The 12,121-nt window shown below is 54.8% G+C and carries 7 protein-coding genes; 3 read left to right on the forward strand and 4 right to left on the reverse strand.

The window, feature by feature from the left end:
- Positions 1-727: 727 nt before the first annotated feature.
- Entirely contained in the window at positions 728-2,398 is a 1,671-nt protein-coding gene (locus MKY58_RS00570; RefSeq protein WP_339323002.1) for a glycoside hydrolase domain-containing protein, read from the forward strand.
- Between the two features lie 202 nt (positions 2,399-2,600).
- Here the strand turns inward: MKY58_RS00570 and MKY58_RS00575 are convergent, their stop codons facing one another.
- Positions 2,601-3,578 (reverse strand): proline dehydrogenase family protein, encoded by a 978-nt coding sequence (locus MKY58_RS00575; protein ID WP_339323003.1) that lies wholly within the window; start codon positions 3,576-3,578, stop codon positions 2,601-2,603.
- Between the two features lie 73 nt (positions 3,579-3,651).
- Positions 3,652-4,464 carry an AraC family transcriptional regulator gene (locus MKY58_RS00580; RefSeq protein WP_339323004.1) on the reverse strand — a complete coding sequence of 271 codons (813 nt, stop codon included), beginning with the start codon at positions 4,462-4,464 and terminating at the stop codon, positions 3,652-3,654.
- A gap of 437 nt (positions 4,465-4,901) precedes the next feature.
- Between MKY58_RS00580 and MKY58_RS00585 the strand changes: the two genes are divergently transcribed.
- Positions 4,902-6,263, forward strand: a complete 1,362-nt coding sequence (locus MKY58_RS00585) for an FAD-dependent oxidoreductase (protein ID WP_339323005.1) — start codon at positions 4,902-4,904, stop codon at positions 6,261-6,263.
- A gap of 117 nt (positions 6,264-6,380) precedes the next feature.
- Here the strand turns inward: MKY58_RS00585 and MKY58_RS00590 are convergent, their stop codons facing one another.
- Positions 6,381-7,313: a hypothetical protein gene (locus MKY58_RS00590; RefSeq protein WP_339323006.1), complete on the reverse strand. Its 933-nt coding sequence runs from the start codon at positions 7,311-7,313 to the stop codon at positions 6,381-6,383.
- Positions 7,314-7,531: 218 nt separating this feature from the next.
- Between MKY58_RS00590 and MKY58_RS00595 the strand changes: the two genes are divergently transcribed.
- A complete protein-coding gene (locus MKY58_RS00595) occupies positions 7,532-8,494 on the forward strand; it encodes an acetylxylan esterase (protein ID WP_339323007.1) in 963 nt (320 codons plus the stop codon).
- Between the two features lie 87 nt (positions 8,495-8,581).
- On the opposite strand, the gene MKY58_RS00600 is transcribed toward MKY58_RS00595, so the two are convergent.
- A complete protein-coding gene (locus MKY58_RS00600) occupies positions 8,582-12,088 on the reverse strand; it encodes a discoidin domain-containing protein (protein ID WP_339323008.1) in 3,507 nt (1,168 codons plus the stop codon).
- Between the last annotated feature and the right edge of the window lie 33 nt (positions 12,089-12,121).

Below are 12,121 nucleotides of genomic sequence, written 5' to 3' on the forward strand. Positions count from 1 at the left end.
CGATTCCATGGTTTTTTACGCTCGACCTAGGTGAGAGCAGAAAAAGGGGGTGTCCCAAAAAGTCTAAAGTGACTTGGAACACCCCCATGTACTTATAGGGTGGCCCGTTATAAATTCAATCAGAGCATACTGGCAAGATCAGCTCTTCTTCTCTTGATTCTCTTTGTCATCCTTATTTTTTTTATCCCGCTCCATTGCCTCAGCTACGTAATCACGTGGTGGGCGTGGGGGAATTTTATTGTTGATATTAATAAGCAGGATTATGGCAATGATCAATAAAATTATGATTAGAATTAGCAATAATCATTCATCTCCTTGGTGTCAATATTGCCAGGAATTCCGGCCTGTATTTAAATGTATAACAACTAAAAAAGGAAAAAGTTCCCCTTTTATGGATTTTATATTTTTTATCAATTCGATAATTTCTCCGGAAACCGTCGAGGTTTAACTTGGAAGTACAAAAATCAGCCGAAAGTCGGATCGGGTTTCTTTTTGAGGTAGAATAGCGTTCCTTATAGCCTTTTGGTTACGATAAGCGAGACCATGGTTGAGCAGGACAATAACCACGTACAGACAGCGTTGAAGATCTTTTTTAAATTAGGTCTTGAATGTCTTCTGCCATCAGGTAAACTGGAAGTCATTAGAGCGCGGATTTTGCATGATTCCACCAAGAGTCTCCAAGCAGCCTGAATTGCGAAATCCCTGAAAACAAGGGAGGAAGGATTGTATGACGCAAAAGCTTGAAACCCGCATTCTCCATTCTTTAGTAAAAGTGTTTCCCGATGAGGAGCTGCAGGCGGCTCCAGGCAAGACACAGGGTGCTGCGCTCCTGAACGAAGTGTTTTCGTATCAGGTGGCCTATCGCTCGCCGCATCTGATCCCTGCCGTGAAGGTCAAGGCCGAATCGGAGCTTGGAGATCTGGTGACCCTGCGCAGCGTCGGCTTGGTACCGTCCGAACTGCCTATTTACTCCGACCACGACGACAATGTGCTTCGGTCCACGCCGGGTTTATATCCCGATCCCTTGTTACCGCTTACAAGCGGGGAGCTGAGAGCTTATCCCGGGCAATGGCGTTCGGTATGGGTTACGGTCGATCCGAAAGGACAGGCGAAACCGGGATTGTACCCGATCACGGTTCGTTTTGAGACGGCATCCGGGGAAACGCTTGGGGAAGAACGATTCGAACTGGAGATCATCGGAGCGGAGCTGCCGAAGCAGCAGCTTTTGCATACGCAGTGGTTTCACGCGGATTGCCTGGCGACCCAATACGGCGTGGAAGCGTTCAGCGAACGGCATTGGGAACTGCTCGAGCAGTACATAAGAACCGCTGCCGATCATGGCATCAACATGCTGCTGACGCCGCTTTTCACCCCGCCGCTTGATACCGAAGTAGGGGGAGAACGGCCGACGGTGCAGCTGGTCGACGTTGAGGTAACGGGCGAAGGCCAATACAGCTTCGGTTTTGACCGGTTGAAGCGCTGGGTGGATCTGTGCCAAAAGTGCGGCATCGAATACTTCGAATTTTCGCATCTGTTCACGCAGTGGGGAGCCAAACATGCGCCGAAAATCATGGCTGTCGTGAACGGCGAGACCAAACGCATTTTCGGCTGGGAAACCGATGCTTCCGGCGAAGAATATCATACGTTCCTGAAACAGCTGCTGCCGCAGCTGAAAAAGTGGATCCAGGATCACGGCATCGAAGACCGCAGCTACTTCCATATTTCCGACGAGCCGAGCTTGGAGCATATCGATTATTATGCCAGCGCCAAACAGATGGTCAACGAGCTGTTGTCCGGTTTCCCGGTGATCGATGCGCTTTCCGACTATGATTTTTACGAAAAAGGCTTGGTGCAGACGCCGATTCCGGCGAGCAACCATATCGAACCATTCCTTGAAAATAACGTGACGCCGCTGTGGACATACTATTGCTGTTCGCAGTACAAAAACGTCGCCAACCGGTTTTTCTGCATGCCTTCGGCGCGCAACCGGATTCTCGGATACCAGCTGTACAAATTCGACAACGCCGGATTTTTGCAGTGGGGATATAACTTCTGGTATACGCAATATTCGAAAAAAGTCATCGACCCGTTCCGCGTAACCGATGCCGGCGGCGGCTTCCCTTCGGGCGATGCTTTCCTCGTGTATCCGGGCGAGGATGGGCCGATCGAGTCCATCCGCATGGAGGTCATGCAGGAAGCGCTTCAAGACCTGCGCCTGCTGCGCCAGCTGGAGGAATGGATGGGCCGCGATGCCGTTCTTGCCGCGCTGGAAGAGGGCCTTGAGGAACCGATGACCTTCAGCAGCTATCCGAAGGACGCCGAATGGATTTTGTCCAAGCGCGAATGGATGAACGAAAAGGTCAAGGAGCATATCGGCAAAAGCGCGGTCATTTCTTAATCCGCAGCATGGGAACTTCCGATTAAAAAATCGCAGCCTGATTCAGGTTTTGGAAAAAAAGCACCGCTTTAAGCCGATTTTTTTGGCTTAAGCGGTGCTTCTTCGCGTTTGTTGCGCACCCTTCAATTCGCGGTAACGTTTTTGGCGGCCGGATTTACCGCATCGGAATTTTAGGGTTAAGCCGGGCAAGTTCCCGTATCCGTCATTGGGTTTGAAGCTCGTAAGCAAGGGAAGGGTCGGCCGCTTCCCCGCCGGCCATGTCCGCGACAGCCCGGTATAAATGCGGCGGATATTCGGCGATCCGGTGACATAGGTACAAAAACCACTCTTGTCCATAGGTGATGTAGATGCGCACGGGGAAGCCGGCTGCCCTCAGTTTCGCGGCCAAATCCGGGCGGAAGCCGTATAGCATATCGAATTCAGCGTTTCCGGCGTCGAGCCATCCGCGGCGGATCGCCTCGTTGATGATTTGCTCGTCATGGGTCGCAATGGATACGTGATGGCCTTGTCGGATCGCGTCGTGAACCAGTTCCAGATAACGATCATTCAGTGCAGCCGAGCGGGGCAGAGCTTGTCCTTCCGGCTCCCGGAAGGCCCCCTTGACGATCCGTATGCGGCGAGGCGAATGGCTTAGGTCCGCCAAGTCCTGCCGGGTGCGGTGCAAATGCGCTTGCAGCGTGATGCCGATGTTCGGGTAGCGGGAGGCGGCCTGCCGGTAGACGTCCAAAATGCGATCCGTTTTGGCAGACTCCTCCATGCTGATCAACAGCTCCGCCTCGGCCCTCCTGGCTTCTTCGGCCAATTCGGTCAACAGACGATAAGCCAGATCCGTGTCCACCGACAGACCGATATGGGACAGGTCGAAGCAAACCCGGTCGCCCGCTCCGTTCAACTCCCGGATCATCGTTTTCAGCTCTTCGGCAGCCGCCTGGCATGCCGCTCGATCCATCGTATTTTCGCCGATGTATTCCAGGGAAGTCCTGTACCCCATGTCTGCAAGTTTGCCGGCGGCATCCAGGCCGTCCCGGCGCTCCTCGCCGGCGACGTACTGCCTCGCTGCGCGCCGCAGCAGCTGATAGAGCCAAGGCGTTTGCTCAACAAATGATTTCACGTCCGGGCGTCTTGCCACCGATTTTAAGGCGTCCGCCAGACGCCGCTCCCAGTCGGGTTCATGGTTCATATCGCAAGCCTCCTTTTCTTTATGCCTTTAAAGTATACAAAGGCTAGGTAGGCTCGTATTGTAAATTATTGCTCTATGGCATCCGCATGGAGACGTACCGCTGGGGCGTCACGCCGACGATTTTGAAAAAAGCCTTCGAAAAATGGCTCTGGTCGTAATACCCGGTCTCAGCAGCAATATCCGCGATCGGCCGCCTTTTCAAAAGTTCGGTCTTCGCATGGTTGATCCTCAGCAGGTTTTGGTAGGCGTGAGGCGGCATGTGCGTGCCTTTCTTGAAAAGGCGTATGAGATGGAATTTGCTGACCCCCACCGCTTCCTCCAGCCTTTGGAGCGTAATCCGCTCATGATAGTGGGCATGAAGGTATTCCTGAATCCGGCGGATGTATGGCTGATCGTACCCGGATCCTGATGGATGCTCCAGGTCGAGCGTATTTCGGCTGGCGAGCGCATAAATCAGTTCAACGGCAGCGGATTCGGCGGCCAACGGTTCGTCCGCCCCGGCGAGAGCGTCCGCCACCCGGTTGATCAGGCGGCGGCAGTATTGATTTTTGTGTCCTTCCAATAAAAACGGGATGCGAAGCGGTTCCGCCATGGCCGGCTCCAGTTGGTCCAGCCACTGCGGCTTGATGAACAACATTTTATATTTCCATGACTCGAGGGAGGCGGGGCGGCAGGCATGCAGCATGCCTGGCGGAAAACTGATCGCCCTGCCCGTCTCTACCCGATACGCGTGTCCGTCGCACCAGGCTTCCGTTTCGCCTTCGTCGATCAAGCCGATCGAATACTCTTCATGAAAATGCTTCTGATAGGCCAGATCGCTTCGCGTGCATCGTTTGGCCTCCAGGAAAGGCAAATGTTCGTTTCTATAAAAGGTTACATTCGTCATAGAATTCTCTCCATCTGGTGTCCAACCAAAAAATTACAAACGAGATGACTCCGTGAGCGTAAGGGCTAATAGAACGGATGATTCCTCCTTTACATAATTAGACAACGATGACATGCGCACCTGCAAGCTCGGGCAATCGGCTGGCCGCTGTTGCTGCGTACAAGCTGATCGTCAGGGACAACCATCCCGGGCGGCTTGAGGAGAAACGAAGATGGCGCAGGCTTTCTTGTGAAAAAATGAACAAATTATGAACTTCGTGCTTGAACCTATTGATTTGTGAAAAAAATCACAGTATACTGTAAATGTGAAAAAAATCACAACTAAAACATTACAATTCGAAGGTTGAAATGCAGCAGCTTCAAGACAGGCATGAACTTTTAAATTTCTTTAGATGAAGAACCATCGGATTTACCGATTATATTCGAGGAGGAATTACGATGAGAATTGCAGTGATTGGATGTACCCATGCCGGAACGGCAGCGGTGGCGAATGCCGCCAAGCTTTACCCTGATGCCCAAATTACCGTTTATGAACGCAACGACAACATTTCGTTTTTATCCTGCGGCATTGCTTTGTATGTAGGCGGCGTCGTGAAGGATCCGGAAGGCTTGTTTTATTCGTCGCCGCAGCAGCTGGCGGATTTGGGCGTCGTGACCCATATGCGCCATGAGGTGCTTGCGGTCGATACCGATGCGAAAACGATGCAGGTGCGTAACCTGCTGACCGGAGAAGTATTCAAAGACTGCTACGATAAATTGATCGTCACGACAGGCTCTTGGCCGGTCATTCCGAAGCTTCCGGGCATGGAGCTCGGCAACATTCTACTCTGCAAAAACTACGAACATTCCAACACCATCATCGAAAAAGCGAAACATGCGAACCACATTACGGTGGTCGGCGCGGGTTACATCGGCGTTGAGCTGGTGGAGGCGTTCGAGCAAAGCGGGAAGCGGGTGACTTTGATCGACAGCGCGGACCGGATTTTGAACCGGTATTTGGACGGCGAGTTCAGCAGCCGGATCGAAGACGCGTTCCGCGGTCATGGCATCGAGCTGGCGCTGGGGCAAACGGTGAAAGCTTTTGAAGGCAAAGATGGGCTTGTCAGCCGCGTCATCACCGACAAGGGCGAAATCGAAACGGATATGGTCATTCTTTGCATCGGTTTCCGTCCGAATACCGAACTGCTGAAAGGCCAGGTGGATATGCTGCCAGGCGGCGCCATCATCGTCGACCAATATATGCAAACGAGCAAAAAGGACGTGTTTGCGGCCGGCGACAGCTGCGCCGTGCATTACAATCCGACCGGGAAGGCGGCTTACATTCCGCTGGCTACGAATGCGGTGCGGATGGGACTGCTGGCGGCCCGCAACCTGATGGGGCCAACGACGAAATATTTGGGCACGCAGGGCACGTCGGGCCTCAAAATCTACGATCTCAACCTGGCTTCGACGGGACTGACGGAAGGCGCCGCAGCCGACGAGAAGATCAATGCCGAAGCGGTGACCGTCAATGACGCTTACCGTCCGGAGTTTATGCCTACGGCCGAGACGGTGATGCTGAAAGTCGTATATGACAAAGAGAACCGCCGTCTGCTGGGGGCGCAGATCATGTCCAAGGTCGATCTGACGCAAGCGATGAACACGTTGTCGGTATGCATCCAGAACGGGATGACGATCGACGAGCTGGCTTTCGTCGACTTCTTCTTCCAGCCTCACTTCAACAAGCCTTGGAACTTCTTGAATACGGCCGGCATCGCCGCGCTGCCGAAGCTCGCAGCGGGCGAACTGCAGCACGCTTGACCTGACCGCACGAAAAAGGTCATCGGGTCATCTTTAGGGATGACGCCGATGGCCTTTTTTACGCCGTTTTGAAGGAGTAAGCGAACGCAAACATCTGCGGACGATAAAGCGAAAGCCTTAATCCTCCGAATGTTGTTTTTTCTCTTTGCCTCCCACCTGGAAGCCGACCTGGCCGTCATGGCTGCCGACGTTGCCGCCGACCTTGAAGCTTACGCCTTGGCCCCCGCCTACTTGGGCACCCGCGTGGGCGCCAAGCCCGTGATCGCCGCCGATCTGCGCTCCCGTGCTGAAGGCTGCGCCTTGACCGCCGCCGAGCTGGCCTTTCACATGGGCACCGAGGCCGTGATCGCCCCCGATCTGGGCTTCGGTGCTCAGTCCGATCCCTTGCTTCAGTCCGGCATGGCCCTCAGCTTGCACCTGAATGCCGTATTTGCCGCCGAGATTGCTTTCGGTTTCGAATTGGAAGCCTTTTGTTTTGTTATCCAGGTTCGCCCCTCCCTGGACGTTCAGACCGTATTCCTCCGCGCCGACGTGGCTGCTGACCTGGTTGCTTACGCCATGTTTGTCGACCTGGGTTTCTGCCTGGAAGCCGGCGCCGTGTTTGCCGCCAACTTCGATGCCGGTGTTCATTTTCACGCCCGTATGGCTTTTTTCCGGTTTGGCCTTTTCGGGCTCAACCTGTTCCGCCTGGACGTTTTCCGCTTTTACTTCGGCGGGTTGCGTCTCGGTCTCCGGCTGGAGTTTAATCTGAAAGCCTTTGGGAGTCGGTTCGACCCGGGTAGGGTCCATCGCCGAATAAGGCGCGTCATAAGGGATGCCGGGGTACGGAGCGGCCGGGAACGGCGCGTAAGCCGGGTAGGCTGGATACCCCGTATAGGCCGGATACCCGGTGAACCCGCCTCCGTAAGGAACTACCCGTTCCGGCATGGGCCAGAAATAAGGCGATGGAGCAAACGGGCCGCGGAATGTATAGGCAAACGGATAATAGGCGAATGGAACCGGATGTATGTGCTGGAAGCCGGGCCCGAAGGGATAGCTGCTTGTCGTCATGAGATAGAACCTCCAGATCAAATTTGATGATATAGCCTATTCAATGGGGCGAGAAATGACACATATATTATGTTTTGCTTTTGGGGGAATCGGGAGCGCTGCAACCGGCACCGGGCAAAAGAGAGGACGAAAGGCGGGGGCCGGATCGCATCTGGAAAAAAAGGGTTGTCAACGTGAGTGCGAATCTGCTTAAATCAAATAAAAAAGGGTGATGACGAATGCCGCTAGTGGATATGCCCCTATCGGAGCTGAAAAAATACCAAGGGATCAATCCCAGACCGCATGATTTCGACGCTTATTGGGAGAAGGCGCTTGAGGAGATGCGCGCCGTAGACCCGCAGGTCGAGCTTGTCCCGGCTGAATTCCAGCTTCCGTTCGCGGAATGCTTCCATTTATATTTCACGGGTGTAAGCGGTGCCAGAGTGCATGCGAAATATGTTCGGCCTAAAGGGAGCGCCGAACCGCATCCGGCCGTGCTGCATTTTCACGGGTACACCGGACATAGCGGCGATTGGATGGACAAAATGGTGTATCCTGCGCTCGGCTTTTCCATCGCGGCGCTGGACGTTCGCGGGCAAGGAGGCCTGTCCGAGGATACCGGCGGCGTATCGGGCAACACGCATCACGGCCATATCATCCGCGGACTCGATAACGAGGATCCGCACCGTTTGCTGTTCCGGGACATTTTCCTCGATACGGCGCAGCTGGCTTCGATCGTCATGAACATGCCGGAGGTCGACGCGGACCGCGTCGGGGCGACGGGTTGGTCGCAGGGCGGTGCGCTTACGATTGCTTGCGCTGCGCTTGAACCGCGCATCAAAAAAGCGGCGCCGGTTTATCCGTTCCTGAGCGATTACCGCAGAACCTGGGAAATGGATTTGTGCAAACACGCGTACGAAGAGCTAGGCAAATACTTCCGCATGTTCGATCCGCAGCATCAGCGCGAGGACGAAATTTTCACGAAGCTGGGATACATCGATATTCAAAACCTGGCTCCGCGCATCAAAGCCGAGTGCCTGGTCGGGGTCGGCCTGATGGACACCATTTGCCCGCCTTCCACGCAGTTCGCCGCCATCAACAAAATCCCCGGGCCCGTGCAGCTTGAGATTTTCCCGGATTTCGGCCATGAAGGCTTGCCGGGGCTGAACGATAAGATCATTCAATTCATGAAGGATCTCTAATACGGACTTAAACTAGAACAGATCGGAAAGGGAGCCGTTCCCCCCAATAACCTGGGGTCGGAAGCGGCTCCCTTTTGTTGCACATGATTACGGATTCGACGCCTGGTCCCAAAGCTCTTGCATCGGCCCCAAATCGCGCGTCGCATCGTACGGATAACGATTAAGCGCCTGCAGGAGAAGCTTGCGCAGCTTTCCGTTGTTCGTCTGCTGCAAAAGCTCATCCATCTGCGCAATCAGCTGCTTGTATTCCTGAATATGATCCGGGCCGTACACCTCGAATTCGAAGAAGGAGTTTCCGAATACGGTGGCGCGTTTGATGCCCTGGAATTTAACGTAACGCGCCTCCTGCGGATCGAAGGCAATGATGTCCAGGGTGCCTTTGGAGGCTATAGTTCCATCCCCGCCGGAAACGTTCGTCCAATTCTCCTTATCCGTCGATACGAACAATTGGTATTTCTCCGCGTAGGCTCCCTGCCACTTGATGACGACCTTGCTGACGTCTTTCGGTTCGCCGAGATCGACGATAAACCAAGCGTCATCCACGTAAGCGCTCGACCATCTGGAGAGCGGGGACAGGTCCCCGTCCACGGCTTTGTCGGGCGAGTAATACGGGAATTCGGTTTCGGACGATTCCGCGGCTTGATGAAGGGCCAAATTGTCGCTGCTAAGCAGATCGATCGGCTTGTTGTAGATCATGACGTTGTCCAGCATGCCCTTAAACGCGTTCGTATCGCTTCCGATCCGGAGCGTCGGCAGCACGAGCGTATGCAGTTTGGGGGCTTGTTCCTCCAACCTTTCCACATATTCGTCCAAGTTAACGAACAGCGTCACGCCTTTTTTGTCGCCCTTCAGCGTGATATGCGTCCACTGGCCTTCCGGAACCGCATAGTTGAACGTGCTGTCGTAATGCTCTTTCGTAAACCCGAGCTTTCCGGAAGCGCCCTGTCTCAGCTTGAGCGTACCGGCAGGGGATTCCATCAGCACGGCATTGTCCGGGTTGCCCGGGTCGGGTTTGATCCACATCGATACCGTCCAACCGAAACCTAAGGACTCGATCGGCGTTTGGATGTAGCTTTTCCCGCCGTTCAGGCGGACGCCTTTGCCGTATTTCCCGTCGGCCGTGTCGACGTTGACGCCCTTGCCGTCGAAGCGGTTGCCGGATTCATCCTTGAACCGGTTTTCGAAAAGGTATTGAACGACGCTGTTTTCGTCGTTATCTACGGCGATCTTATGGGACAGGTCAGCGTTCGGCGCATCGGCTATCGCTTTCGCCCGCTGCTCGAATTTCTGGAAGGCTCGGTCCTCCCGCGTTCCGGTCCACATTTTTTCCGATACGGCTTGAATGCCGGGAAGCAGCCGCTCATGCGAATCGTCCATCGATAAGCCGTTGGCGTCGGACACGTCGTTCCATAAGCAGAACATGCCTCCTTTGACGCGCGGATGCCCGTAAGGGAGCGTGGTCGTTTCCCATTTGACCGGCTCCCACTCGTTATAGATGAATTGGGAATTCAAATAGTCGCCGTATAACGTAGGAACAATGTACATGTATACGTTTTGGGCATTGACGACGTCGTAGCCGAGATCGACCGCCTGCTGCGCCGAACCGTAAGGCTCATGCCAAATGTCCATCGTCGCGTCGGTGCTGATCGGGGTCACGCCGTTGTATTGGGTGAGCCCGCCCCACAGATGCGGACGTTTGCCTTTGCTGTTGATATGCTTGATCAGCGTATCCATGTACCCCCGGAAAACCTCGACATCCGGTCCGTGGTATTCGTCCGTGCCGATGTTGACGTCCGGGCCGATGAACGTCGGGTCGCTTTCGTCCAAATATTCATCGAATAACGATTTCACGAACCGGACGGTTTCCGGTTTGGAAATATCGAGGTTGCGGCTCTCTCCGAGCGCCGGATTGTAGGAAATAAACGCGCCGGAATGCCCCGGCGTATCGATCTCCGGAATGACGTTGACGCCGTATTCCATGCCAAGCCGCTGCAGGTCTTTGAACTCCTGCTTCGTATAATGGCCGTTTGGACTCGCAAGTCCCGGATAGGTGGTGCTTTCCAAACGGAAGGCGGCGTTCGTTCCGTCCGCGAACGGCGTGCCGACATCATCGTTCAAATGGATTTGGAACGTGTTCATTTTGTACCAGGACAGCAATTTGACGTAGCTCCGGAGAAAATCGATCGTGTAAAATTTGCGCGCGACGTCGATCATCAATCCGCGCTGCGCATATTTCGGATAATCTCTCGCTTCTCCCTTCGGGATAGTGCGGTCCGGATGCTGCTTGAGAATCTGCAGCGCGGTCCGGGTGCCGTAAAACGCCCCTTTGGCGGAAACGGAGGAGATCGAAACGTAATCCCCGACCCGGAACAGGTTGCCTTCTTCGCCGAGCCACGCGAGGGACGGATCGATGGACAAATACAAATCGCCGGTTTTCGGTTTGCCGGCGACGACTTTGAGATCGTATCCGGTCACGTCGAGCACATCCTCGCGGGTCAGCTCGGCCGCGTTCCGCAAAGCCGCTTCGTCCTGCGGATTCACGACGATGCGCGACGATTTTTTGAGCGCATACCGGCCGCTGTCTCCGTACCATTCCTGCAGGGACGGGATGACGTCGGGCTCGGCGTTCCGGTCCGGGGTTTGCTTATGCAGTCCCGGCACCACGACCGGTATGTTCCCCGAGAGCAGCTTCCGGTCCGGGTCTTTCCCGTCTTCCACCTGCACGATCAAATGGACTTTGGCATCGACCAGCGGCGTGCGGATTTGGCCGTCCATGCCGATCACCGGCAGGCGGTCGCTTCCGTACAAGCTGACCCTGTACCCTTCCGGCACGCCGGCCGCCGACCAGTCCAGCTGCGTTTGCCCGGGCCGGACGGTTAACGCGGCGGCGACGTTGTCGATGATCGATTGCAGGTCGTGCAGCTGATAAACCTCGAATTCATAGAAGGAATACCCGTACAGCGTGCCTTCCACAGGCGCCCGTTTGACGCCTTGGAATTTGACGTAGCGCGCTTCGCGCAAAGCGAAGTCGATCGTTTCGACGCCGCCTTTGCAGGAGATGATGCCGTCGTTGGCCCGGACGTTCTCCCAGTTTTCGCCGTCGACCGATACGAGGATTTTATAAGAGTCGGCAGGGGTTTGCCAACGGATCACGACGCGGTCGATCTCCTGGGGTTCGCCGAGATCGACGTAAAACCATTGATCATCCCGCAAGGCGGAGGACCATCTTGTGTTTCCTTTTCCGTCCACGGCCAGCTCCGGATTCAGATAATCGACTTCGTTGCCGGAAGCGAAAACGGGTTTGTGAAGCGCCAAATTGGTTCCGCCGAATGCGGATGCCGCGGCGAATCCGGTTTCGTCTGCCTGCGGCCCGTTTGCAGATGCGCCGGGCTCCTGTCCGTATACGTCGTCGGTGACGCCGGCAGGTTTTTCGGTATCGTGTTCTCCGGGAGCCGGGGGCGGCAAGTCCTTTGAGGCGACGGCAGACATGTCCTGAAATTCAGGTTTCGCGAGCACCGCCGCCGGGTGGACGGCAGGCATCAGCAGGATGGCGGCCAACAACAATGAAAAGGCTTTCATTTTTGTTTTCTTCATTTGTCCCTCCATAATGGTTTTGTTTGATGGAAA

Source organism: Paenibacillus sp. FSL W8-0194 (assembly GCF_037969745.1).
Taxonomy (GTDB): Bacteria; Bacillota; Bacilli; order Paenibacillales; family Paenibacillaceae; genus Paenibacillus_AQ; species Paenibacillus_AQ cookii.

Coding starts and splice junctions, on each gene's coding strand:
- MKY58_RS00570 (WP_339323002.1), top strand. CDS start 728: ATGACGCAAAAGCTTGAAACCCGCATTCTCCATTCTTTAGTAAAAGTG.
- MKY58_RS00575 (WP_339323003.1), bottom strand. CDS start 3,578: ATGAACCATGAACCCGACTGGGAGCGGCGTCTGGCGGACGCCTTAAAA.
- MKY58_RS00580 (WP_339323004.1), bottom strand. CDS start 4,464: ATGACGAATGTAACCTTTTATAGAAACGAACATTTGCCTTTCCTGGAG.
- MKY58_RS00585 (WP_339323005.1), top strand. CDS start 4,902: ATGAGAATTGCAGTGATTGGATGTACCCATGCCGGAACGGCAGCGGTG.
- MKY58_RS00590 (WP_339323006.1), bottom strand. CDS start 7,313: ATGACGACAAGCAGCTATCCCTTCGGGCCCGGCTTCCAGCACATACAT.
- MKY58_RS00595 (WP_339323007.1), top strand. CDS start 7,532: ATGCCGCTAGTGGATATGCCCCTATCGGAGCTGAAAAAATACCAAGGG.
- MKY58_RS00600 (WP_339323008.1), bottom strand. CDS start 12,088: ATGAAGAAAACAAAAATGAAAGCCTTTTCATTGTTGTTGGCCGCCATC.